Origin of the sequence: Pseudoalteromonas sp. BSi20480, assembly GCF_000241365.1 — a bacterium.
Classification (GTDB): Bacteria; Pseudomonadota; Gammaproteobacteria; order Enterobacterales; family Alteromonadaceae; genus Pseudoalteromonas; species Pseudoalteromonas marina.
The window spans coordinates 1-23,935 of sequence record NZ_BADX01000151.1 but is presented as its reverse complement, the minus strand read 5'-3'; the positions used below and the strand labels follow the sequence as shown (position 1 = coordinate 23,935).

General features: G+C 40.8%; 23 protein-coding genes. 8 read left to right on the top strand and 15 right to left on the bottom strand.

The window, feature by feature from the left end; translation table 11 throughout:
• The first annotated feature begins 215 nt into the window (after positions 1-215).
• Positions 216-2,612, top strand: a complete 2,397-nt coding sequence (locus P20480_RS03835; RefSeq protein WP_008131891.1) for a PKD domain-containing protein — start codon at positions 216-218, stop codon at positions 2,610-2,612.
• Positions 2,613-2,731: 119 nt separating this feature from the next.
• Positions 2,732-4,621 carry a monovalent cation:proton antiporter-2 (CPA2) family protein gene (locus P20480_RS03840; RefSeq protein ID WP_006792530.1) on the top strand — a complete coding sequence of 630 codons (1,890 nt, stop codon included), beginning with the start codon at positions 2,732-2,734 and terminating at the stop codon, positions 4,619-4,621.
• Between the two features lie 97 nt (positions 4,622-4,718).
• Here P20480_RS03840 and P20480_RS03845 read toward each other — a convergent pair whose 3' ends face one another.
• The 10 genes from P20480_RS03845 to P20480_RS03885 form a co-directional block, all read right to left on the bottom strand.
• Positions 4,719-5,090: a hypothetical protein gene (locus P20480_RS03845; RefSeq protein WP_008131888.1), complete on the bottom strand. Its 372-nt coding sequence runs from the start codon at positions 5,088-5,090 to the stop codon at positions 4,719-4,721.
• 14 nt (positions 5,091-5,104) lie between these two features.
• Entirely contained in the window at positions 5,105-5,206 is a 102-nt protein-coding gene (locus P20480_RS20130; protein ID WP_349304530.1) for a hypothetical protein, read from the bottom strand.
• Between the two features lie 18 nt (positions 5,207-5,224).
• Positions 5,225-5,638 (bottom strand): hypothetical protein, encoded by a 414-nt coding sequence (locus P20480_RS03850; RefSeq protein WP_008131886.1) that lies wholly within the window; start codon positions 5,636-5,638, stop codon positions 5,225-5,227.
• A 52-nt stretch (positions 5,639-5,690) separates the two neighbouring features.
• Entirely contained in the window at positions 5,691-6,371 is a 681-nt protein-coding gene (locus tag P20480_RS03855; protein WP_008131885.1) for a hypothetical protein, read from the bottom strand.
• A gap of 44 nt (positions 6,372-6,415) precedes the next feature.
• On the bottom strand, positions 6,416-6,766 hold the full coding sequence (locus P20480_RS03860) for a hypothetical protein (RefSeq protein ID WP_008131883.1): 351 nt from the start codon (positions 6,764-6,766) through the stop codon (positions 6,416-6,418).
• Positions 6,767-6,878: 112 nt separating this feature from the next.
• Positions 6,879-7,310, bottom strand: coding sequence for a hypothetical protein (locus tag P20480_RS03865; protein ID WP_008131882.1), 432 nt, complete (start codon positions 7,308-7,310; stop codon positions 6,879-6,881).
• Positions 7,311-7,594: 284 nt separating this feature from the next.
• Positions 7,595-8,323: a hypothetical protein gene (locus tag P20480_RS03870; RefSeq protein WP_033025783.1), complete on the bottom strand. Its 729-nt coding sequence runs from the start codon at positions 8,321-8,323 to the stop codon at positions 7,595-7,597.
• A 112-nt stretch (positions 8,324-8,435) separates the two neighbouring features.
• Positions 8,436-10,226, bottom strand: coding sequence for an alkaline phosphatase (locus P20480_RS03875; RefSeq protein WP_006792538.1), 1,791 nt, complete (start codon positions 10,224-10,226; stop codon positions 8,436-8,438).
• 11 nt (positions 10,227-10,237) lie between these two features.
• Positions 10,238-11,821 carry an alkaline phosphatase gene (locus P20480_RS03880; protein ID WP_008131876.1) on the bottom strand — a complete coding sequence of 528 codons (1,584 nt, stop codon included), beginning with the start codon at positions 11,819-11,821 and terminating at the stop codon, positions 10,238-10,240.
• Between the two features lie 520 nt (positions 11,822-12,341).
• Entirely contained in the window at positions 12,342-13,109 is a 768-nt protein-coding gene (locus P20480_RS03885; protein ID WP_008131875.1) for a sulfite exporter TauE/SafE family protein, read from the bottom strand.
• Positions 13,110-13,279: 170 nt separating this feature from the next.
• Between P20480_RS03885 and P20480_RS03890 the strand changes: the two genes are divergently transcribed.
• From P20480_RS03890 to P20480_RS03910, 5 genes are all read left to right on the top strand, one after another.
• Entirely contained in the window at positions 13,280-14,029 is a 750-nt protein-coding gene (locus P20480_RS03890; RefSeq protein WP_008131874.1) for a GntR family transcriptional regulator, read from the top strand.
• A gap of 404 nt (positions 14,030-14,433) precedes the next feature.
• On the top strand, positions 14,434-14,643 hold the full coding sequence (locus tag P20480_RS03895) for a cold-shock protein (protein ID WP_006792548.1): 210 nt from the start codon (positions 14,434-14,436) through the stop codon (positions 14,641-14,643).
• 187 nt (positions 14,644-14,830) lie between these two features.
• Positions 14,831-15,040 carry a cold-shock protein gene (locus P20480_RS03900; RefSeq protein WP_006792549.1) on the top strand — a complete coding sequence of 70 codons (210 nt, stop codon included), beginning with the start codon at positions 14,831-14,833 and terminating at the stop codon, positions 15,038-15,040.
• A gap of 161 nt (positions 15,041-15,201) precedes the next feature.
• The gene (locus P20480_RS03905) at positions 15,202-15,447 is read left to right on the top strand and encodes a DUF3297 family protein (protein ID WP_006792550.1); all 246 of its coding nucleotides are present in this window, start codon (positions 15,202-15,204) and stop codon (positions 15,445-15,447) included.
• Positions 15,448-15,613: 166 nt separating this feature from the next.
• Positions 15,614-16,516, top strand: coding sequence for a homocysteine S-methyltransferase family protein (locus tag P20480_RS03910; protein WP_008131867.1), 903 nt, complete (start codon positions 15,614-15,616; stop codon positions 16,514-16,516).
• Positions 16,517-16,684: 168 nt separating this feature from the next.
• On the opposite strand, the gene P20480_RS03915 is transcribed toward P20480_RS03910, so the two are convergent.
• The 5 genes from P20480_RS03915 to P20480_RS03935 all read right to left on the bottom strand — a co-directional run bounded on the left by P20480_RS03915 (position 16,685) and on the right by P20480_RS03935 (position 23,043).
• Positions 16,685-17,536, bottom strand: a complete 852-nt coding sequence (locus P20480_RS03915; RefSeq protein ID WP_008131865.1) for an alpha/beta hydrolase — start codon at positions 17,534-17,536, stop codon at positions 16,685-16,687.
• A gap of 104 nt (positions 17,537-17,640) precedes the next feature.
• Positions 17,641-18,948, bottom strand: coding sequence for a DEAD/DEAH box helicase (locus tag P20480_RS03920; RefSeq protein ID WP_008131863.1), 1,308 nt, complete (start codon positions 18,946-18,948; stop codon positions 17,641-17,643).
• Positions 18,949-19,107: 159 nt separating this feature from the next.
• Entirely contained in the window at positions 19,108-20,298 is a 1,191-nt protein-coding gene (locus P20480_RS03925; protein WP_008131861.1) for an alpha/beta hydrolase-fold protein, read from the bottom strand.
• A 113-nt stretch (positions 20,299-20,411) separates the two neighbouring features.
• Positions 20,412-22,232 (bottom strand): glutamine--fructose-6-phosphate transaminase (isomerizing), encoded by a 1,821-nt coding sequence (gene glmS, locus P20480_RS03930; protein WP_008131859.1) that lies wholly within the window; start codon positions 22,230-22,232, stop codon positions 20,412-20,414.
• Between the two features lie 46 nt (positions 22,233-22,278).
• Positions 22,279-23,043 (bottom strand): DeoR/GlpR family DNA-binding transcription regulator, encoded by a 765-nt coding sequence (locus P20480_RS03935; protein WP_008131858.1) that lies wholly within the window; start codon positions 23,041-23,043, stop codon positions 22,279-22,281.
• Positions 23,044-23,197: 154 nt separating this feature from the next.
• On the opposite strand from P20480_RS03935, the gene P20480_RS03940 reads away from it, so the two are divergent.
• On the top strand, positions 23,198-23,725 hold the full coding sequence (locus P20480_RS03940; protein ID WP_008131857.1) for a sugar O-acetyltransferase: 528 nt from the start codon (positions 23,198-23,200) through the stop codon (positions 23,723-23,725).
• Positions 23,726-23,935: the final 210 nt, after the last annotated feature.

The following is a 23,935-nucleotide window of genomic DNA, read 5'->3' as shown; positions in this document are numbered from 1 at the left end:
CGTTATATAAACGATACCATAACAGTAATACGGTCACTTAAGCGGATTTTTGATTAATTTTTTGACTCATAGTAAATGCATTTATTTAACTAAATCAGCAACTAAAACCCAAATAACTGCATAGCGCCTAACAGTAACTACAAAAGTTTGTTTTTATTTTTTGCTTTATATCTATTTTGGGTACATATTGATATCAACTTTATAAGGATATTAATATGAAACGGACACTTTTAATTATATTACCCACTTTGTTTACATTGGCTGCTTGTGGCTCAGGTAGTTCTGACACTAAGCAAGTCACTCCTCCTGTCAGCACAAATGCGCAACCTGTGGCTGTTATAAGTACTGAACAATCAGAATATAAAATCAATACACCTATTATTTTTAGTGCAGAAAATAGTAGCGATCCTGACGGCGACACACTCACATACCAGTGGCAACTCAGTAGCACAAATAATCAACAAAACATATCGCTTAATACCAACAACCAACGCACTGTTGAATTTTCGGTATCGCAGGCGCAAGACTACACGTTAGAACTTGTAGTAAGCGACGGCAAAATTTCAAGCTCTGTAGTAAGCAAACAAATTACCGTTACCTCAAACGCACAGCTCATTGCAAACGCAGGCAGCACACAAACTGTAAAACAAGGTGATGTAGTTAAATTAACAGCAGCACAAAGCACCGCTACTAATGCGGTAATTAATAGCTACCAATGGCAATTTACCAACAAGCCGACATCAAGCACCACACTGCTTGAAAACAGCAACCGAGTTAACAGCCAATTTATTGCCGATAAAGTAGGCGAGTATAGCGTTAAATTAACTATTACTAACTCAGTTGGCGATACTGCCAGCAGTAACGTACTTATAAAAAGTGAGCAGCTTACTGTAAATTCTGCGCCAAATGCCGTGATTTCGGTTCAAAACAGTACACTTTCACCCAACCAACTCGTAACGCTAAATGGTGAACAAAGTACCGATCCGGATACAAACGACACGCTAAGTTATCAATGGGCAATAACCTCTAAGCCTGAGAACAGCGTTCCAAGTTTATCTGATGCAATTGCCAAAAATGCAGGCTTTGCATCGAATGAGTTAGGTGATTACATAATCTATCTTAGCGTAACCGATGAAGGTAACCTAAGTGATACCGCACAAGTAACCCTAACCGTTGCCACCGAAAACAAAGCGCCTATTGCTGTTCTTACAGAACAAGCAGACATAACCTTAAATACATTAACTACCCTACAATGCCTGCAATGTAGCGACCCCGATAACGATCCACTAACTTATAATTGGCAACTGCAAGCAAAGCCTGAAAACAGCACTGCGCAATTACAGCAAAGCACATCGGCTACCCCTTCGCTTACTGCTGATGTTGAAGGCGATTACGTTGTTACCCTAGTTGTATCTGACGGTGAACTCAGCTCACCACAAGCAACCTCGGTGCTACATGCAAAGGATAATAAAAAACCAGTTACCTTAGTAAGTTACAAACCTTCAATTAGTGTTGACGAGCAAGCCATCTTAGATGCCTCAGCCAGTTACGACCCTGAAGGCGCCGTTTTAAGTTACCATTGGGAAATAGTTTCGTCGTCAAATCAAGCTGTATTAAGCAGTACAAGTAGCTCAGCGCCCACACTTAGTGCGCCGACGGAAGGGCAAGTTGTTGTTTCACTTAAAACCAATGATGGCGAGCAGTTTTCAGACACGCAAACACTCACTATTAATGTTACGCAAAACGCCCAGCCCGTTATTATGTATACCGGTGAGCTAGTCCGTTATAGCACCGTTGGTAGTACAGTTACCTTTGATGCAAGCCAAAGCTATGACCCAGAAGGTACCTCGCTCAGTTATGTCTGGGAGCTGTCTACACCAACAGATTCATCTGCTAATTTAAGTAGCACCAACCAAAACATAACCGAATTAACACCTGATCTAACTGGTAACTACACCTTAACTTTCACGGTAACTGATGTTGACAACTACCAAGCCATTACTCAGTTTTCGGTTACAGCTACTAATTCATCGCAAATAACGGGCAACATAAAAGGGCAAATTACCAACGTGCAACGAACCGCAATTAGTAATGCCAAACTCACAATTAACAATGTGCCGTACACCACAAATAGCGCAGGTCAGTTTAACGAAACACTTAACTTAGCTGAAGGTGAAAACATTACTATAACCAGCAACGATCCGCGCCTTGCTAATGCCATCTATAACTCTCCCGCAATTACCCAAAATAACTTTACGATAGACTTAGAACAAAACAGTTTACCCGTATTTCAAAGCGTGGAGGTTACCGTATTTGTATGTCCTGAGTTTACCGGGCCAGATACCATTAACGTAAACTTTAACATGACCGAAACACTGCTAGCCTCTGCACGTTTTGAATATCAATTTAACCAAACTCAGGCACTCGTTTTGCAAAAATCAGGAAGCACCTACCTAGATAGCGAACTGCTTATAGACCTACCAGCAACTGCTAAATTTGAGGTGACGGTAACCGAAAGCAACGTTGAGAACACTTATAATTGGCCTATTACTATTTTTTATTCAGCGTCTGACGATCCAAGATCAGCTATTATAAACATATGTAATATTTAGCCTTGTTGTGTGCGTTTTTAAAACGCACACAACAAATAACAGCATATATCCACATAACTCATTGTATTTTATACGCACCTAAGCCATGCTATTTATCTCAACGTTAATAAGGTAAGCACGTGTTAGAAATAGCGTTAATATACTTAGCTGCGGCTATTGTGGCGGTTCCTATCGCCAAGCGAGTGGGCCTTGGCTCGGTACTGGGTTACTTAATTGCCGGCATACTCATTGGCCCCTATGCATTAGGGGTAGTGGGCGATCAAACCGATGTAATGCATTTCGCCGAATTTGGCGTAGTGATGATGCTATTTTTAGTTGGCCTTGAACTGCAACCTTCCCGCTTATGGAAGCTTCGCCACTCAATATTAGGACTCGGTGGCCTGCAAGTAGTGCTAACTGCCGCCGTTATTTTTGCGTTTTGTTTTTGGTTTTTTACCATGCCTTGGCAAACCGCACTCGCTATTGGTTTAATGCTCGCGTTATCGTCAACCGCTATTGTACTGCAAAGCCTTGAAGAAAAAGGCTGGCTAAAGCGCGAAGCCGGCCAAAATGCATTCTCAGTTTTATTATTTCAAGACATAGCCATTATTCCTATTTTGGCACTGCTGCCATTGCTTGCCTTTGCTCCACCAAGTAGCTCTAAAGAAATCAGCCATTCTATTATTGCCAACTGGCCAGTATGGCAACAAGTTGCTGTATCAGTAGGCGTGATCGCAGCCATTATTGCCGGTGGTAAATACGTATCAGCCCCATTATTTAGATACATAGCTAAAACTCACATGCGTGAAATATTCACTATTTTTGCGCTATTTTTAGTGGTGGCTATTGCTCTTGTTATGCAAAGTATTGGGCTTTCACCAGCATTAGGAACGTTTTTAGCAGGGGTAGTCCTTGCCGAAAGTGAATTTAGGCATGAGCTCGAAGCCGATATAGAGCCCTTTAAAGGCCTACTTCTCGGGTTATTTTTTATAACCGTAGGTGCCTCTATTAACTTTGAGTTATTGGCTAGTGAGTTTTCAACTGTTATCGCACTTGTTGCATTACTTATTGTGGTAAAAGCCTGTATTTTATATGCCCTTGCCATTACCTTTAACATCAGTAAAAAACAGCGCTTACTATTTGCATTAGCCCTTGCACAAGGCGGCGAATTTGCCTTTGTATTATTAAGCGTAACCACAACACTGGCCATTTTAACACCAGAACAAACAAGCTTAGTGACCCTGGTCGTCGCCGTATCCATGTTAGTAGCGCCGCTGTTGTTAATGATGTACGAACAACTCGAAAAGCGCAGCCATACCAGTGCGCCAGAGTTCGACAAGCCTGAACAAATTAGCACAGCTAAACACGTTATTATTGCGGGCTACGGACGGTTTGGACAAATTATGGGCCGTTTATTACACGCCCAAGGCTACGAAATAACAGTACTCGATCACAGCCCCAGCCAAATAGAATTACTACGCCGCTTTGGTAATACCGTATTTTATGGCGACGCCGCCCGCCAAGAACTCCTTGAAGCTGCAGGCGCTCATACCGCACAAATGCTGGTTGTTGCCATTGATGACCCTGACAAAACTATTGAAATAATTGAGCTTGCCCACAAAAACTACCCACAATTAAAAATTGTTGCCCGCGCAATAGACCGTCGCCACGCTTACAAATTACTTAATTTAAAAGTAGATGCCTTTAACCGCGAAACCGTCGACTCAGCTATTAATTTAGCCGTAGAAGCACTCGAGCTACTTGGAAACAACAAACAAGACGCCGAGCGCGCCGGTAAGCTGTTTAGAGAACACGATCGCGCTGCGGTTGTACAACTTGCCGAACTATGGGGCGACGATGCCAGCTACGGCGTAGCCGTGCGCCAACGTATGGAAGATTTAAAGCAAGTATTACAGCAAGACAGGCAAGCACAAAGCGATTTAAATACCTGCGATAGCGGCGACTGTGAAGACGGCCTAACAGAACTCGCTGATAAACCTAAAAAGCCTGATGATGCTCATTTGGAGTAGTGTCTAAAAATTGATATGTGCTATTAGCATGAGTTAATAGCACTTTTAATAAATACCACACTCACATAAGTTACCTAAAAACATAGCCGAACTTTAGCTAGTGTTCAAAACGCTTATATATTCCTCCCCAATCTGCGGGTTCTGGATATTTAATCTTATAAGCATTTATTTCAGCTTTAGAAGCGTACTTAAAATAAGTAAAGACGTAGTCACTTATGTAGCTTTCGCCTTCCCCCATTCTCCAAAAAATTTCGCTTGGGTGATAATCTGGAAATTTAATCCAAGGCGGTATTGGTGGGTTGTGCTTTAACTCTTTGTCATAGCGCTCTTTTAGCATTTTCTCCCAAGCAGCTCTATGCTCAAGATACTTATCTTGTTGTTCATCGGTAGTGTTAGCTTGTTTTTCACTTCCCATTGATGAAATAGGTATAAGCATTAAAATAAGCGCTAAAGCTTTGTAAATATTCATAAATTAATACATAACTAGATATAGGCTTTAATTAAAGCTTTTAGTTCTTCTTTTTCGGCTTCGCTTGTAAAAGCACTAGCTGGAATTATTAAAGCCAATAGCTTGTCTACAAATATATATAAGTCGCCTTTATTTTATTCTATTGATTCAAAGGCTTGCCATTTATAAAAGTAACGTCCTAGATGATTAGTTTCGCAAATACCATCAGCTTGAAACTCAATTGTTTTATTGCCAATCATTACGCCATTTTCATTGGGGATTGATTGCTTTTTTAATTTATGATTATTGTATAAAAATACAATAATCAATATTAAAAATGGCACTGCCACAATTAACCCACTTGGCCAATGAAAGTCAGAAAGGCGAATAGACTCAACCTGAAAAAAAGTCATAAAAACAACAGTTAGCACGAACCATGCAATCACATTTTTTATAAACCCTAGACCTTTATTATCTTTAGGCGCACACAACTTTTTTATTATAAAATCAGCGTAGTCGGTATAATTCTTTTTAGTAACAGTAATAGATTTGAGCATTGTCATGTCCATATAAAACGCCTTTCAGCGCACAATTAGGTTGTGTGTTTAAGTTAATTACTAACTACAAGCGTGTATCAAGCTTAACTAGCTCACCTGATAGTACATCAAAAATATAATAAAGTGTTTCACTCTCCGGTTTGGTATAAATTAAGGCCGTATTATTACTAATTAACTGATAGCCCTCAATATTATCCATAATGGATTTCAAGCCAGAGCCGTCGTATTCAGAAACTAATAACTCTTTTTGGTCTTCACTATTTAAAAAGCCATCTTTGTTTGTATCGTTTTGTACAACTGAGTAAATATTTTTACTTAAAACGCTTTGGTAACTGGTTTCTTTTAATTGAACCGGAGAAAAGCCTACAATTAATACGTTATTTTTGAATAACACTTTGTTTTTCTCGCCAGCTTTAGTAAACATTAAATTTACTGCATTACGACTAAAATTCAGTGCTGAGGAAACAATAATTTCAGCATTAGCGCCGTAAGGTTTTTGATTTACTATTTTGTCAGATGTGATTTCTAAAATGTGAACATCTTTGATTTGACCAATATAATTTTTTTGTAACTTTGGTTCTTCATCAAGGGCTGCACTATGTTCTATCACCTGAACCTTAGGCGCAGAATAGCCACTTTTAAAAAGATCACTAATAAGGCTCTTACCAATAGCAAAAATTACAACTAACGCAGCAATAAATAGTAATACCTTATTAGCTTTTTCAATAAAATTCATAATGCGCATATTCGATGCAAACTCCTTATAAGCAACTGTTTAAGCTTTGGTAATTAGTTTTTTACCCATTTAATATTGGTTTCTTTAATACCTAAACCTTGCTTGAATCTCTCAGGAAACTCTAATGAGGGCTTACCAGCCCATCCTCTCTCAAGGTATAAATTGTAGCCGTCATCATTTTTTTCATATTTAACAGCGGACAACCAAATACCATCCCAATCACCTAAAAAATCCAGTTCGGCTAAAGTGTTTGGATATACGCCATTGCGGGTTTTATGTAGTTCAATGAGAGAAATAGCAGATACAAAGTTTTGCGTACCAAACCTTTCATCGGCTCCAGGTACTTCAAAATCACACCCGGCTAGTAATAAGATAAATAAAAGACTAAATACGTACTTTCTCATTAAAAGTAACTCCTAACTTTGTTTAAACATTGCGAACAATTGAAGCGCCGTAAAAAACTCAACCAAGCTACTTCAAACTTTCTGAGCGACGTTGTAAAAAAGAACATAATTTTTATTTTAACGGCGGTGGTATTGCTATGATCGCTTCTGGCCGATTTGCTCTGAGCAACTCTTTTAAATTTAACTGTATTCTTTCACCACACATCACAATTCCTTTTTTGTCCTGTGTTGTTGAGTAACCGAGTACTATATTTAGTAAATCTAATTCTTCAGGATTAACTTGAAAAAAAGCTTTGTAATAACCTTTATAACTATTAGCTTCAGTAAAGTTTAAGTCTCCTAAGAAAGTATCTTTTATCACTAGAGTAAATGACGTTAAATAATAATTATTAAACATTTCAGGTACATATACATTATAGCCTGTAACGTTACCTACGCTATAGTCTTCATTTATTGCAAAAGATGCGAGTTGACCTAGTTCATCATCACCGCAGGCGAATAATGAGTTAGTCCAGAAAAAACATATAACTAAAAGTGCTCGCATTTAAGTCCAATATAACAGCTTTGTTAAGAGGCATTTTTGCAAACGTCCCTATTGTGTGGACTTCTATTAGTATCAAATAGCGCAAGTTTTTGCCAATTAAAAATATTTGGCTGTAAGTGGCTGCTTATTTATAAGAAGAGCCGATTATTCGAGGTCTTATTTGGGCAGGGGTATTTTAAATTTTACAGGGTGATTGGTAGCTCACCACAGCTTGCTGATTGAAGTATAAATTTATCCCCAACACAGCAAGCTCGTTTTACACCATATTAAAACTCATCTAAACCCTAGTGGTGGTGCCCACCTTGAATCGCTTCACCTTGCTGGTTATAAAACCCTGTTGCACCGTGCTCTATAAAACCTAGGTTTATCATTTTTGCTAAAAACGGGTCGTTTTCGTTATCGCCAATGTCGGCGTAATCGGTGGTTTGAAAGCGGTCCCACTGTGCAAATTGCAAAGTAACTTGCTGCTTGTTGTAGCTTACGTTATTTAAGCTTAGTAACGTGATTGCTTGGTTTTTTGTGTTGTTTACACTAAAAGATTTAACAAGCTGGGTTTGGCTATAAAAAGCAAGTGTGTAGGTATTTTCACCCTCTTGGTAGGTGTAGTTTTTTACCTCATCACAGCCTGTGCCTTGCGTTTTTGTAAGGGTCATTTTTTTAATTAAGTGATTATCCACCAGCTGATTTTTAGCACTCCAATTTTGTACGCCGCGCACTTCCGATGGCTGATACTCAATACCGCGTTGTTGGGCATTAAAATAACGTATTGGACGAATTTGTTTATTAGCTAAATGTTGCCACAGCTCAGTAGTAACATCGCTTTGATGTGCGACTTGCTGGTTATTACGCCAAAGTGTAAGTACCTGACTACTTTGCTTATTTTTGTGGGTGTTGGTAATTGTGTAGTCGGCTTTTAAATACTGGCTATTTAGGTTGCACTGAGTGGCAACTGCGCTGGCGCTTGTTAGTGTGGCAACCAACATGGTTGCGAGTAATGATAATGCTGTTTTCATGGTGCTCTCTATATTTAACGTCACTGTTATTGCCATAACATAACCACTAACAATGGCATTTTTATGACATAAAAAAGCCCGCAAAATAATGCGGGCTTTTAATAGGCTCTATTTACTGAGCCACTGTTTCATCGGCTGTTTTAACTAGGTCTGCGGCAAAGTCCATTACATGGAATAAAAAGCTTTGCTCGTTTGTGCCTGTTACTAAATGTGCACCTGGGCCCATTGCGTAAACACCTACATCTTCACCCGCGTGGGTTTCTGAACTAAGTGGTACTAACGACTCTTGGTGAAAGCCCGGTGTGGTTGTATCAACATTTGTTAAATCAACACGGCCTGTAACCGGTGCAGCTAAGTAAGAAGCGTCGGCATTGGTTTCATCGCCTAAGTCTCTGTAGCCTAAACCATTGGTGTAACCTACTGTAGTATATGGCATGTCGTCGGCTGCAAGGCTTGGCTCGGTTTGGCCAACTGCAACCACTTTACCTAATATTGGGTTACCACGTTTTGGGTAGCCTGCAATAGTAAATACATGGCTGTGATCGGCAGTCACCACAATCAGCGTTTCTTCTGGGTTAGTGCTGTCCATAGCGGCTTTAACGGCTTTAGCAAATTCAATGGTGTCGTTAAGCGCGTTGTATGCATTGCCTGCGTGGTGTGCGTGATCTATTCGCCCGGCCTCTACCGATAAGAAAAAGCCGTTTTCGTTGTTGTTAAGCACGTTGATTGCTTTTTCAGTCATTTGTGAAAGCGAAGGCTCGCCCGCTACATCGTTTGCACGGTCTGCTTCGTATTGCATGTGAGATTCGTTAAATAAACCAAACACCTTTGTAGCATCGTCGCTAATTGCATCAAACCCTGTTTGGTCCATTACGTAGTTGCCATTAGGGTAAGTAGCTTGCCACTCGGTTACTAAGTTACGGCCATCGGTACGATCCCCTTCAACTGCGCTAATTGCATCGCTTGAATTAGCCGCGGCATCTTTTGGTAAAAAGTGACGACGACCGCCACCCATTACTACGTCAATACCATCTACATCAATGCCTGCAAAGCGTGCTTCTAGGTTAGCTTCAAAGTTAACAAGTTGCGATGCAATGTCTTCACATGCGTCTGAACCTGCTGGCATATCAGAGTTATCTTCCCAGTTACGATCAGCCGACTTCGCATACGTTGCCGCGGGTGTTGCGTGAGTAATACGTGCCGTTGAAATAAGGCCTGTTGCTTTGCCTGCTATTTCAGCAAGCTCAAGCGAGGTGACCAGCTCATTACCTGCAACAGTTGAACAAACACCGCGCTCAATGTCTTCGTCTACACCGATTACGCCAACATCAGTTTTAACGCCTGACACCATCGCCGTCATTGTGCCTGCTGAATCAGGTGTTTGTGCATCTACGTTGTACGTTTTAACAAAGCCTGAGTAAGGCATGGTTTCAAAACTAAGTTGGTAGTCTTCACCCATGCCGCCTTCAAGCTGACCCGCTAAAATACGTGCAGCCGTAACGGTAGAAATACCCATACCGTCGCCTACAAATAAAATAACATTTTTCGCCTTGCCCGACTCTGTAACCGCTTCGGTATTAGCTTGCTGCGTTGCTGATAACTTTGTTTGTGCGTCGCTATACCAGGCATTACCTGTAAGGTTAGCTAATTGCTCAGTAGTTAGCGACGTTGCCGGCGCATTACACACTAGGTTAGATGAGTTAACTTCGTCGCTATCGAGTTCGCCATTTTCGTTTGTATCTACGCCCACTTGGGTTTCTACACCGCCATTAATACATTGCGCTGAGCCCACGGCTATGGCGTTGTCTACTGCGATAATGTTGTTATCACTTTTATCGTCATCACTTGAACAACCCGCTAGCGCGACCATTACTGCTAAAGAAAGTACTGTTAATTTTTTCATGTTCGCCGCCATTATTGCTGAGTTAATTCAAGAGCTTGGTTAATTAGATGAAATACAACGTTTTGCTCAATAACGCCTTGAGCAAGTTGTGCACCTGGGCCTTTAGCATGCAGTGAAATATCTTCACCGGCATGTGTTTCAGAACCGAGTGGCACCGTTGTTTCTTGGTGAAAACCTGGGGTTGTTGTATCAACACCATTTAACTCAACGCGCCCAGCTACTGGGCCGCTTACGTAGGTTGCATCAGCGTTTGTTTCATCACCTAGGTCTCTAAAACCTAAACCATTTGCATAACCTACTGTAGTGTATGGCATGTCATCGGCAGCAAGGCTTGGCGCTGTTTGGCCTACCGCCACTACTTGGCCTAAAATTGGGTTACCGCGCTTAGGGTAACCAGCAATAGTAAATACGTGGCTGTGATCGGCAGTCACTAAAATAAGGGTTTCTTCTGGGTTGGTATTATCGATTGCTGCTTGAACTGCATTGGCAAATTCAATGGTGTCGTTAAGTGCGTTGTAAGCATTACCTGCGTGGTGCGCATGGTCAATACGACCCGACTCAACCGTTAAGAAAAAGCCATTGTCGTTTTTACCCAGCACGTCGATTGCTTTTGTGGTCATTTCGGTCAGTGATGGCTCGCCTGCTACGTCGTTTGCTCGGTCAGCTTCGTATTGCATGTGCGATTCGTTAAATAAGCCAAATACTTTCGTAGCGTCATCGGCAATAGCATCAAACCCTGCTTGGTCCATGACGTACGTTGCATTTGGATATTGTGTTTGCCACTCAGTGACAAGGTTACGCTCATCGGTACGATCGCCTTCAACGGCGCTTGTTGCATCGCTTGAATTAGCCGCAGCATCTTTTGGTAAAAAGTGACGACGACCGCCGCCCATTACAAAATCAAGACCGTCTACGTCGGTACCTAAAAAGCGCGCTTCTAGGTTTTTTTCAAAGTTAACCAGTTGAGATGCAATATCTTCACAGGCTTCTGACCCTTCTGGCATATCTGAAATATCTTCCCAGTTACGGTCTGCCGATTTAGCATACGTGGCCGCTGGCGTTGCATGGGTAATACGCGCTGTAGAGATAACCCCTGTTGCAAGGCCTTTAATTTCAGCTAGTTCTGTTGCAGTTAAAAGCTCGTTACCCGATACAGTTGAACATACACCGCGCTCAATGTCTTCATCTACACCAATTACGCCTACATCAGTTTTAACACCTGAGATCATTGCGGTCATTGTGCCTGCAGAATCCGGCGTTTGCGCATCTACGTTATACGTTTTAACTTGCGCAGAATACGGGAACTCTTCAAAGCTTAAATAGCCTTCTTCACCTGGGTTGCCTGCTCGTTGGCCTTTTAAAATACGTGCTGCCGTTAGGGTAGAAATACCCATGCCGTCACCCACAAATAAAATTACGTTTTTTGCTTTTGTAACTTGTGCACTTTGTGCCAGAGTATTTTTAGTAGCTAACGTAGTTTGTGCGTTTGTATACCAGTTATTGTCTGTTTGGCTTTGTGGTAATACATTGGCATGACTTGCAGCGCTTAACATAAATGTTAGCCCAACCGCCGCAGCGACTTTTTTAATTTTCATCCTTTATTATTCCCATTATGTAGTGGTTATTTTTGCTTGAAGCTAAAACCTCAAATAAGTAACCGCTGCACTATAGAAAATACATATGACTAATAAAGGACGTTTTAATGAAGAAAAAGTGACCAAAGATTTACAAAAATAAGACACAAAAAAGCGCAGCGGTTTAACGCTGCGCTTGTTGTTATACAAGGGAAAATTTTTAACTATTAAAAGCGCGCCTTAAACGACACCCCAAAGTAGCGCTCTGCATCACGCGGTATTTGGTAACGGAAATTATCGCCACTGTAGGTTGTTGCATAGCTTTCGTCTGTTAAGTTTTTAGCAATAAGCGATACTCTAAAGGCATCGTCTTATTGCTGATTTATGTACTAACAAGCCGTGGCTTCAAAGTCTGGCTCACGTAATTCAAATGCATTTAAGGGGCTTCTTAACCAACCACTAACTGTTCATAAGACACTAGTTAAACTACTGTAATTCCCATATCAACGTAAATAAACTTAAGTTAAGTTACCCACTAAATTTACAATATACTCGCTGCTGATGTGGCCACCAGCGATACACCACTTAAGCCGAGCAATGTAATTGCTATTATATAAACCCATTTTGCATCAACGTAATGGGTTAATTTACGGGCAAAATGTGTAACTAAAAGCACAAGAGGTATTGCCGCTGCAATTAAAAACATAATGTCGGGCTCAGGTAAGGTGCCAAATGTTGCAATACCTACACGCACTAAGCCGCTAATGGTAAATACAGCAAGCAATGTGCTGCGTATGGCCTCAATAGACCAACTTTGTTTATAGCACTGAAAAACCAGCGGTGGTCCCGAGGTTGAAAACAGCCCGCCCAACAAACCACTTAAGCCGCCTGCGATTAAAAATGAGCTACGCCCGCTCTCCTTATTAACTTTTTCACGGCCAACTAGCATTAAGCCACAACACAGCAAAATACTAATTCCTAAAATAAAGTTTAAAAGCTGCGTTAAATGCGCCGACATATATTCAAGCAAAACAAACCCTAGCAACATTAGCGGAATACCCGTGTACAGCATCAGTTTTAGTTCGGGGATTTTTACCGCATTACGGTTTTTAATCACCACAATGGTTGAGTTAACAAGACCTAACAGACTTACTAAAAACGTGGTTGCCGTTAATGGCAATACATCTAAGAGCGTAAAACTGGCAACCACCAGCAACCCAAAACCAAACCCACTAAGCGTTTGCATTATGGTGGCAATGCCAAGAAAAAGCGCCATAAGCAATATGAGTTCTAACGAGATACTGAGCATCTTAAATTTCCTAGATATGCGCTATTGTAGCGTAACAAATTGTTTTTAATAACAATGTAAATGTAAGCTGTATTGCAATAGCTCATAATTAATTGGGCTTACGCAAAGATGCGCAAAAAGTACCACCTATGTTATAACTACAGGTGGATTGAATTTAACGGTAAATAACAATGAGTAACTCTATGTTTGATCACAAATTAAGTGGCCCAAGCTTGGCTTTTCAACCACTTTACTTACAAGTGGCTGATTATATTAAACAGCTCGTTGTTGAAAGACGCTGGGTACCTGGCGAATCATTACCTAGCGAGTTTCGCCTTGCTGAAGAATTTAATGTAAGCCAAGGCACTGTTCGTAAAGCCCTTAACTTACTAACCGACGATAAAATAGTCACCCGCCGTCAAGGTGTTGGTACCTTTGTATCTGAGCATACTGCGCAAGACGCACTGTTTAGATTTTTCCCGCTTCAGGCCGATGGTAAAGGTGCAGACTTACCCAAGGCAGAGCTTCTATCGGTTGAGCTATGCCCCGCAACACACGATGTTATCGATGCCTTACAACTTAATAAAAAAGACAAAGTAACCAAGCTTGTGCGTAGGCGTATTCTTGATAACGAATTTTGTATGAGCGAGACTATATACCTTCCACAAAGCTACTTTCCTGATATACATCAAATTAGCGATATTCCGCATACATTGTACCACTACTACCAAACCAAATTTAATCAAACCGTACATAAAACCCAAGACAGTATTAAAGCGGTATTAGCCGACGAAACTGATGCAAAAATGCTCGCAATTAAAACTGGCGAACCACTGTTATTAGTGTCACGCATTACCGAATCAATTGAAGGTAAACGCATAGAATACCGCCAAAGCAAGTGCCGTAGCGATCATTACCATTACCAAATCCAACTTGATTAATAAACCGCGCTTTAACTGCTAATAACTAGGGTGTGTTGATCTTTGTGGATTGAAGTTTGTTGAATATAATGGCGATTTAATCGCGGCGTGAGGTTTGTAACGTAGTAAACGCGATAACTGCTTCTTCATTAATCTACTGACTCGTACCCACGTAATAATAAGTAAAAACGGCGCAACAAAGAGTAAACTACCCTAGGCTAAAAAATAAAATAACAATAAAGCTTGGTGTATTATCAAACATGCTGTTATCCTGCTCGGCATCGGGTTGATGAAAACCCAGTTTATTTGTAAGTACCTCGTTGATATTAGTAATAATCCTTCGCGTTATCCTCAGTTAAATGCACGTTTTCTTCCTGTTAAATTGCCTATTTAGGGCACACTTTTATTTATTTTTAGGATCTATTATGTCTAATACAACAACTGGTACAGTTAAATTTTTTAATGAAGCAAAAGGTTTTGGTTTTATCGAGCAAGAGTCTGGCCCTGATGTGTTTGCACATTTCAGCGCAATCTCTGGCGACGGTTTTAAAACCCTTGCTGAAGGCCAACGTGTACAGTTTACTGTTACTCAAGGTCAAAAAGGCCCACAGGCTGAGAACATTGTTAGCATCTAATTGCTAAACAATTAAATGGGTTAGCAATAACCCATTTTGAATACTAGTTTGAAAGAAGTTTTGTTTTATTTGTTAGTACCCCGTTGTTTTAGTAATAATCCTGCGCGTTATCCTCAAGTTAACTATTTTTTCCGGCTCAATCGCCTCTTTTCAGGCACACTTATATTAATTTTTTAGGATACATATTATGTCTACTACAACTACTGGTTCAGTAAAATGGTTTAACGAAGCAAAAGGTTTTGGTTTTATCGAGCAAGAGTCTGGCCCTGATGTGTTTGCACATTTCAGCGCAATCTCTGGCGACGGTTTTAAAACCCTTGCTGAAGGCCAACGTGTACAGTTTACTGTTACTCAAGGTCAAAAAGGCCCACAAGCTGAAAACATTGTTAGCATTTAACATGTTTTAAATAAATGCGTTTTTTAACGCATTTATTACCCCCTTAATTACCTCTTATAAGTATTAGTAAAACCCCTTCAAACATTTATTTCAGTCTTGCTTGAGCATAACTCCTGTATTGCCTACAATAGCGCACAATATATTCTATACAGATCCCTATTATGACTGATACAAACAAACCTGAATTACCAGATCAACTTTCTATTAATCCACGCAGCAAATTTTATGTAGAAGAAGTATTTGAACATGAAATTGGTATTACTCTAAATGGCAAAGAACGTTTTGACGTTGAAGAATACAGCATTAGCGAAGGTTGGATTAAAGTAGCAGCACCTAAAGCGTTAGATCGCCGCGGTCAGCCATTGCTTATGAAAGTAAAAGGCAAGGTAGAAGCGTTTTACAAATAAGCTAATCCTTATTTAAAAGTAAGCGACTCCTCTAGGCAGTCGCTTTTTTTGTGTCTATTAAAAAGTATTGAGCTATTTTCATGTTAAACCTGATGAAGTTTCACTATATTTTTAAGCAAAACATGCTTGAATGACGTCATATTGTATAGAACAGCGGAAGCTTATTATGAAAAAAGTAATTATTTTAGATGGTGGCATGGGCCGCGAACTTAAACGCATTGGCGCTCCGTTTACGCAACCTCTTTGGAGTGCACAGGCACTTATAGAAGCGCCACACTTTGTTACTCAAGCACACTCTGGGTTTATAGATGCTGGCGCTGAAGTAATTACTGTAAATAGTTACGCCTGTGTACCGTTTCATTTAGGCGAAGCGCTTTATGATGCACAGGGTGCCGAGCTTGCTAACCAAGCTGCAATCATTGCAAAAAAAGCGGCTCAAAGTGCAAATAAAAATATACTGGTAGCAGGTTCGCTTCCTCCGGTATTTGGCTCTTACCGCCCGGAGCTATTTGAACGTAAGCGTGGTTTTACTATTTTAAATACACTTTATGAAGCACAAAACGAGTATGTAGATTTATGGATTGGCGAAACTATTTCTAGCATTGAAGAAGCACAAGTAATGGCAAGCGTATTTAAAAATTCAAACAAACCATGCTATTACGCATTTACCTTAAATGATGAAGTTAGCGAACTAGCAACCCTGCGCTCAGGCGAATTTGTAACTGACGCCGTAACTGAACTGCTTGATCACAATGTTGCAGGTATTTTATTTAATTGCTCGATCCCCGAAGTAATAGAACAAGCCTTAATAGATACTAATAAGGTATTATCGAAGCTTAATAAAACCGTGGCTTTGGGCGCCTTTGCAAACGGCTTTACGCCTATTGCCCATGACTATCAAGCCAATCAAGGCTCGCAAGCATATCGTGATATTTCACCTTCAGAATACCTAGGCTTTGCAAAGAAGTGGCACGCTCAGGGTGCAACTGTTATTGGGGGTTGCTGTGGTATAGGCCCAGAGTTTATTGAAGTGCTGGTAAACTGGAAACAGGAACTTGAAAGCGCTTAAGCTTTTAGTGCCCTTTAGGGCTTATTGGCTGCACCAATCGTGTTAAGTTATTAAGCATTTATAGCGACAGATAAATAGCGTGATAACAACGCATAAATATCGACATGTAGTTGTTCTAAATGAGAAATTCATAACGCTGTTAGCGCTCTATTTAGCACGCTAGAATGATTAAATATTTGAGTCGATCGTTGTTATTCCCAGCACCCAATCAAGCCCTTGTATTGCAGTAGTAGGAAATGCGGTTACATGGCTCGCCCCTTCAATAACAACACTTTTTAATTGTATGTTGTCACTGTTAAGTGCATTAATTTTTTGTACCAATAGCTTGGCACCCTCAACCATATTTTGCCCTTCACCAAAAGCTGGGATTTCCTTTGCTCCCACCGATATATAAACCTTTGTAGGCACTTTAGGTTTATTTGCTTGTAGCGCTAAGATTGCGTTGCTATCAAACCAAACAGACGGGCTACCAATAATATAATGGCTAAATAAATCGGGTTCTGTAAATAAAACAGTGGCACCAAATAAGCCGCCTAGCGAGTTACCTATGTAGGTTTTTTGTGTGTGACTTGCTCGGTAGTTTTGCTCAATATAAGGGAACACGGTGCTTTTAATAAACTTAATGTGCCCTTGTGCATTACCTGTTTGTTTTTTCCAATCCTTTGCAAAGGTAGGTGTGTAGTCTCTAATTCGACTGGCAGATCCAATAGACCCTTTTTCATAACCAATGGCGACAATAATTGCTTGCTGCATTTTGCCGCTATTCATAGGAAACCGTGTAGCCCCTGCCACTATAGGAAAGGTATACGGCGCATCGGTTAAATAAATAACTGGATATGTTTTACCTGGCTTATTTTTATATGACTTAGGGAGTTGAATAAAAACAGGGTAAACACGCTTACTAGAAGGTTCTGTTAGCTGAATAACGCTACTTCTAGGAATTTCATATGGCGTATTTGCACTTAATTTAAAACAAGTTAATACACAAAGCAGCAATAGCCATTTGGTTGGTAAATTCACTTAATTTCCCTTTATAAACTACAGTTACACTTTTATGTGCCCAAACAGTAAAGAAGGCAGCGCCTCATAAAGGTAGCTGCCTAATATAAAGTGACTATAAAACCTTACTTAGAACGATTTCGCCAACCACTCCATGCATCATCTTCTGGGTTAACTTTGTTTTTCTTCTTTTTCTTACCTGTGCCTTCTGGTTTTGCCATTGGCTTGTCGTTTTTAAGCGCATCAGCTGCATCAAGGTTTGCTTGGTTAACTGCAAAACCCGTTACTTCTTCACGCTCTAAGCGAAGTTTGTTTTTCTTTTCGATTATTTTAAAGTGATGAAAGTCTTCATAATCAATTAACGATAACGCTAAGCCAACTTCACCGGCACGGCCGCTTCGGCCAATACGGTGCATGTAATCGGCGGGGCTGCGCGGTAAGTTAAAGTTAATAACAACGGGCAGTTTGGCAATATCTAAACCACGGGCAGCAATATCGGTAGCAATAAGTACTTCTATTTCACCGGCTTTAAATTTTTCTATTACGCGAGTACGCTCACTTTGGCCTTTATCACCATGAAATACCTGTGCGTTAATACCACGCTTTTCAAGCTTACCTGCTAAGTGCTCACAGTCTTTTTTAGCGTTTACAAAAATAAGTGCTTGGCGCCATTTATGCGCTTTAATTAAATGCGCTAAAACCGTAGTTTTTTCGCCTTTATTAACTGTAAATACGCGCTGTACAAGCGTGCTTTCGTCTTTACTTTGAACTTGTATTTCAACTGGGCTGGTTAACAGCTCTTGCGTTAATTGTGTGACTTGCTCTGGGAAGGTTGCTGAAAACAACATAGTTTGTTTTTTAGCAGGCATAAGCGCTAATAACTCAGTAAGCTCTTCGGTAAAGCCAAGGCTTAACATGCGGTCGGCTTCATCAAGCACTAAGGTCGTTACCTTATCGAGCTTAATCGCATTGCTTGAGATTAAATCGAGCAAGCGCCCTGGTGTTGCCACGATAATATCGGCGCCGCCGCGTAGAGCCTGCATTTGTGTATTAACCGACACACCACCAAATACCGCCACCGTTTTAATCGCGCCATTAAAGTTAGCAGAATACGATTTAACGCTATCGGCCACCTGCGTAGCAAGCTCACGGGTAGGTACCAAAATAAGCCCAGTGACAAAATTACCTTTGCTCGCTGCTTTTTTAGCGCCTTGCTCTAAAAATAACTTTTGCAACATAGGCAAAGCAAACGTTGCTGTTTTACCTGAGCCAGTATTTGCACCCGCAATTAAATCGCTACCAGCCAGTACACTTGGAATCGCCTTAGCTTGAATTGGCGTAGGTTGGCTATATTCCAAATCGGTTAAACGAGCTTGTAGCTCTGGAATAAGGCCAAGTTCGTTAAAAGTGCTAGGGCTTGTTGCTGAGGTCATAAAAGTTGTGGGCTTATTGCTAAAAAAGTAGCCTGTAATCTTAGCGTATTTAGCGCTTATTAAGTAGGAATTAGTGATTTAAATGTTTTCATAGGTAACAGCTGCGTGTTGTAAAGGTAACTGTAAGCCCAGGCTCCTTCTGCGCTTTATCCTTTTACATTACTGCGTTTTGCTTAGCTGCGTTTGTAATCTAGCTTTTGTTTCTTTTAAGTAATGTATATAAGGATATGAGTCGTCTGCTATCGCTAAAGCAGATTCCATCTGTTCAAGCGCTTGGCGAGTATCGCCTTGCATTTCATAGCCATAAGATAAGGCTGAAAACGCATCGACTGATTTTGGGTGGTTTTTTATATTGTACCTAAACACTTCAATAGCGCGGGAAAATTGCTTGCTGCCCGTTAAGTTATACCCGAGTGATCTAACAGCGCGATCCGATGGCGCAATCTGCTCGCCCCATTGTCGAGATAAGTTTTGATAATAAGCATCAATAGAGGTTACATCGTCAGTTAAAGCACTTATGGGCATTTTTTTAGGCAAAAATAAGTTGTGATAGGCATTAAATGAACCAGCAACCGAAGTCAGGTTATGCGAGACACCATCAAACGCATCACTAAAAAAGCGTAAATTTGGCAAGCTATTAGATTGCAAAGCTTGCTGAAGTTCATTGTATCGCTCACGCATTATGCCTGCTTCTTCGCCTATATTAATGTAGACATAGTTATTTAGGTCTGTTGATTTATTAATAAACGCCTTAGTTGCTTTTACCGATGCACCATAGTTCCACCAAACCGCTGGGCTATACGCAATATGCGCTTGGAAAAGATCAGGGTTAGCTTGCATTGTATAAAGTGCAAACACGCCTGCAGCAGAGGCCCCTGCAATCACATTATAATTGTGCGTACGATAACTTTTATTAATTAAGGGCATAAGTTCTTGCTCAATAAATGCTAAAAACTTTGCTGCACCACCGCCTTCACCTACCGGGCCTTGTGGCTCTTTATTCACTGTGGGGTATAAATCTCTGAGTCGATTGTTGTTTTCAATAGCGACAATAATAGCCTCGGGCGCACGATTATCATTTTGCAAGCGCTCCATCACAGCACTTATAAGCGGTATGTTACCCGCGCCATCAAGGCGATAAATGACCGGATAAACTTTGTTTGGCTCAGCTTGGTAGTTCTTTGGTAGCTGGACTACAACAGTACGCTCTTCGTTTAAAACAGCCGATTTAATAGAGTGCATGAACTGAGAGTAATCTACACTTTGCTGTTTAGTGCCAGATTGTGCAAAGGCATTTTGTGAACTAAAAGCAAAAAAGCTAACAAAACAAATAACGGCTAATAAACGCATTACTAATCCTTTTGAAAATAGTGGGTTATTTAATCTAACAGGCTTTGAGGTACAAAAAAAGGACGCGTTGAGCGCCTTTTTAGTTTTAACTAACAAACAATAACTTATTGATTTTACTCAACCGTAACAGATTTAGCTAAGTTACGTGGTTGGTCAACGTCGGTACCTTTAATTACGGCTACATAGTACGACAATAACTGTAATGGCAGTGTGTAAACAATTGGCGCAATAATGTCGTCAGTGTGGTTTACGTTGATTACACGCATTGTGTCGTCTGACTCAAAGTGTGAATCTTTATCTGCGAATACGTAAATAATGCCGCCACGTGCACGTACTTCTTCTACGTTTGATTTAAGCTTTTCTAATAGCTCATTGTTTGGTGCTACAACAATAATTGGCATGTCGGCATCAATAAGTGCAAGTGGCCCATGTTTAAGCTCGCCCGCTGCGTAGGCTTCTGCGTGAATGTACGAAATCTCTTTAAGTTTAAGCGCACCTTCCATTGCAATTGGGTATTGCGAGCCACGACCTAAAAACAGTGAGTGATGTTTGTCGGCAAACTCTTCTGCAAGGTCTGCAATGCCATCAGCAAGCAGTAATGTTTCTTCAAGCTTAGCAGGAAGTACTTTTATAGCATCTACAATAGCACTTTGATCAAGTTGTTTTTCTTGAGCTATAGACGCAGTAAGCATTAACAAACCAACTAATTGTGTTGTAAATGCTTTAGTAGAAGCTACACCAATTTCAGCGCCGGCTTTAGTCATAAAGGCAAGGTCAGATTCGCGCACAAGCGATGAACCCGGTACGTTACAAATGGTCATTGATGCCATGTAACCTTGCTCTTTAGCTAAGCGTAATGCCGCTAGCGTATCGGCTGTTTCACCCGATTGTGAAATAGTCACAAGTAGGCTGTTTTCGTGTACATACGATTGGCGGTATCTAAACTCAGAGGCAATCTCAACATTACAGCTAACGCCTGCAAATTGCTCAAGCCAGTAACGGGCAACCATACCTGAATGGTATGACGTACCACAGGCAATAATTTGTACGTGTTTTACATCTTTAAATATTTGCTGAGCGCTGTCGCCAAAGGCGTCAATTGCTACGCGGTCGTCGTTTAAACGCCCTTCAAGGGTATTGCGTACCGCAAGTGGTTGCTCGTAAATTTCTTTTAGCATGTAGTGGCGGTAGTCGCCCTTGCCTGAAGCGTCTTGCGTGATATTTGATTCAATAACTTCGCGCTCTACAGCGTCGCCATTTTCATCAAAAATTTCAACAGTATCACGTGTAATTCGGGCTACGTCGCCTTCTTCTAAAAAGATGAAGCTACGTGTAACTGGTAATAGTGCTAACTGATCAGACGCAATAAAGTTTTCGCCAAGGCCTAAACCTATTACAAGTGGGCTACCTGAGCGCGCTACGATGATTTCATTGTCGTTTGCTTTATCAAATACAACGGTACCAAACGCACCTTCAAATTGCTTAACTGCGGCTTGAACAGATGCAAGTAACGTAGTGTGTTGCTTACGAAGCTTATGAATTAAGTGCACCATTACTTCGGTATCGGTTTCAGATAGGAACTCGTAGCCTTCTTCTTTAAGCGATGCGCGTAAGCTTGCGTGATTTTCAATAATACCGTTATGCACGAGTGCTAGCTGGTTATTTGATACATGCGGGTGAGCGTTTTCTTCAGTAACGCTGCCGTGTGTTGCCCAGCGTGTGTGTGCAATACCTGTATGACCGCTAACACCTGCTTTCTCAAGTGCAGCCTCTACGTTAACTACTTTACCGACTGCTTTTACAGTATTTAGTGTAGAGCCTTCTAAAAGTGCTACACCGGCAGAGTCGTAGCCACGGTATTCAAGACGTTTAAGGCCTTCAACTAAAATTTTGTTTACTGGACGTTCTGCAACTGCCCCAACTATTCCACACATAGTGTCTCCATTAATTTTTTAATTCTAGTAACTCGCTTTTTAGTTACTAATCAATAATCTCTGCACAAATTAGTTTTACACCACACGCCTCAATCGCTTTGCGTTTATCATCTGCTAAGCCAGTATCGGTTATTAAAGTGGTTACTATTTTCCACGGTAATTCTAAATTTGGTATTTTTCGGCCAATCTTATCTGACTCAACCATAACGATTACTTCGCGAGCTGCTTTTGCCATTACTTGGCTTAAGCCAACTAACTCATTAAAGGTAGTCGTGCCGCGCTTTACATCTATGCCATCTGCACCAATAAATAATTGATCGAAGTCATAAGAGCATAATACGTTTTCAGCAACTTGCCCCTGAAACGACTCAGAATGTGGATCCCATGTACCACCGGTCATTAAAAGTGTTGGCTCGTTTTCAAGTGATAGTAAACGGCTCGCCACTTTAATCGCGTTGGTCATTACAACTAACCCTCGCTTATTTGCAAGCTCTGGGATCATAGCGGCCGTAGTGCGCCCGCTATCAATAATAATGCGGTTATGATCTTTTATGAGTGCTGCTGCAGCCTTAGCTATTGCTACTTTGCGTTTAGAGTCTATTTCGTCGGTGACGATTTCTTTAGGCAGTGCAATAGCTCCACCATAACGGCGCAGTAACAAGCCGCTTTTTTCAAGCGCGGTTAAATCTTTACGAATGGTTACTTCAGATGTTTGAAACTGCTCAGCGAGCTTTTCAACAGCCACTTCACCTAGCTCATTTATCTGAGTAAGTATTAAATGGCGGCGTTGCTGTGTGTTTCGTTTAGTCATAAAGCTCGTAGATTAAGTTTCGTTTCGAAAGATGTGTAATTCTAAACGAAACTAGTTAAATGGCAAGTGAACGAGCAAAAATAAAGCAGCTTTCAACAAGGAATAATAAAGGTAAAATAGCGCTAGGATCAGTTAATCAATCAAAGAAGCCTTAATGCAGTCATTTAACAGCTTAGATAAAACGCTATTAGCGCTACGAAAGCAAACTGGCGAAATATGCCGACTCTTTAATAAAAGCCCAAGTAAAGGTAATTTAAAACGCATTAAAGAGCTGTTCGCTCAATGCGGTGAAGGGGTAATTATAGAATCAGGTTTTCATTGCGATTATGGTAATCAAATAACTATTGGTGATCGTAGCTTCATAAACATTAACTGTACGGTATTAGATGCTCCAATTAGTGAGGGGGCAATTACCATCGGTGATGACTGCTTAATAGGCCCCAATGTTCAATTACTAGCGGTATCCCATGCTGTTAACCCTACACTGCGACTGAATAAAGAAAACTTTGCAGCACCGATTATAATAGGCAACAACGTATGGATTGGTGCAGGTGCAATTATTTTAGCAGGCGTATCTATTGGCGATAACAGTGTTATTGGTGCGGGATCGCTCGTCACCAAAAATGTAAAGGAGAATACAGTTGTTGCTGGTAATCCTGCTCTTGAAATAAGAACACTATAATTATAATCGATGTTTTTTGGTGTCAGGTGTCACTTTGCTCGCCCGATCTGAGTGTTGAAGGTTTGGTGTTTTAAACCCCAGAAAGCAAAAAATCCGTTACATTGATTTAGCGGGTGTTTCTTATTTGAAGTCGGTGCGCTACTAATAACCAAAACACCGCTCACAAAGAGGTGGTTCGCTTAAGAGACGCTACGCTTTAGAGATTATTTT

Excerpts from the sequence above, each read along its gene's own strand:
- P20480_RS03860 (WP_008131883.1), bottom strand. The coding sequence starts at position 6,766 with ATGAGAAAGTACGTATTTAGTCTTTTATTTATCTTATTACTAGCCGGG.
- P20480_RS03900 (WP_006792549.1), top strand. The coding sequence starts at position 14,831 with ATGTCTACTACAACTACTGGTTCAGTAAAATGGTTTAACGAAGCAAAA.
- P20480_RS03890 (WP_008131874.1), top strand. The coding sequence starts at position 13,280 with ATGAGTAACTCTATGTTTGATCACAAATTAAGTGGCCCAAGCTTGGCT.
- P20480_RS03940 (WP_008131857.1), top strand. The coding sequence starts at position 23,198 with ATGCAGTCATTTAACAGCTTAGATAAAACGCTATTAGCGCTACGAAAG.
- P20480_RS03845 (WP_008131888.1), bottom strand. The coding sequence starts at position 5,090 with ATGAATATTTACAAAGCTTTAGCGCTTATTTTAATGCTTATACCTATT.
- P20480_RS03875 (WP_006792538.1), bottom strand. The coding sequence starts at position 10,226 with ATGAAAAAATTAACAGTACTTTCTTTAGCAGTAATGGTCGCGCTAGCG.
- P20480_RS03920 (WP_008131863.1), bottom strand. The coding sequence starts at position 18,948 with ATGACCTCAGCAACAAGCCCTAGCACTTTTAACGAACTTGGCCTTATT.
- P20480_RS03835 (WP_008131891.1), top strand. The coding sequence starts at position 216 with ATGAAACGGACACTTTTAATTATATTACCCACTTTGTTTACATTGGCT.
- P20480_RS03870 (WP_033025783.1), bottom strand. The coding sequence starts at position 8,323 with ATGAAAACAGCATTATCATTACTCGCAACCATGTTGGTTGCCACACTA.
- P20480_RS03880 (WP_008131876.1), bottom strand. The coding sequence starts at position 11,821 with ATGAAAATTAAAAAAGTCGCTGCGGCGGTTGGGCTAACATTTATGTTA.
- P20480_RS03910 (WP_008131867.1), top strand. The coding sequence starts at position 15,614 with ATGAAAAAAGTAATTATTTTAGATGGTGGCATGGGCCGCGAACTTAAA.
- glmS (WP_008131859.1), bottom strand. The coding sequence starts at position 22,232 with ATGTGTGGAATAGTTGGGGCAGTTGCAGAACGTCCAGTAAACAAAATT.
- P20480_RS03855 (WP_008131885.1), bottom strand. The coding sequence starts at position 6,371 with ATGCGCATTATGAATTTTATTGAAAAAGCTAATAAGGTATTACTATTT.
- P20480_RS03905 (WP_006792550.1), top strand. The coding sequence starts at position 15,202 with ATGACTGATACAAACAAACCTGAATTACCAGATCAACTTTCTATTAAT.
- P20480_RS03925 (WP_008131861.1), bottom strand. The coding sequence starts at position 20,298 with ATGCGTTTATTAGCCGTTATTTGTTTTGTTAGCTTTTTTGCTTTTAGT.
- P20480_RS03895 (WP_006792548.1), top strand. The coding sequence starts at position 14,434 with ATGTCTAATACAACAACTGGTACAGTTAAATTTTTTAATGAAGCAAAA.
- P20480_RS03850 (WP_008131886.1), bottom strand. The coding sequence starts at position 5,638 with ATGGACATGACAATGCTCAAATCTATTACTGTTACTAAAAAGAATTAT.
- P20480_RS03935 (WP_008131858.1), bottom strand. The coding sequence starts at position 23,043 with ATGACTAAACGAAACACACAGCAACGCCGCCATTTAATACTTACTCAG.
- P20480_RS03865 (WP_008131882.1), bottom strand. The coding sequence starts at position 7,310 with ATGCGAGCACTTTTAGTTATATGTTTTTTCTGGACTAACTCATTATTC.
- P20480_RS03885 (WP_008131875.1), bottom strand. The coding sequence starts at position 13,109 with ATGCTCAGTATCTCGTTAGAACTCATATTGCTTATGGCGCTTTTTCTT.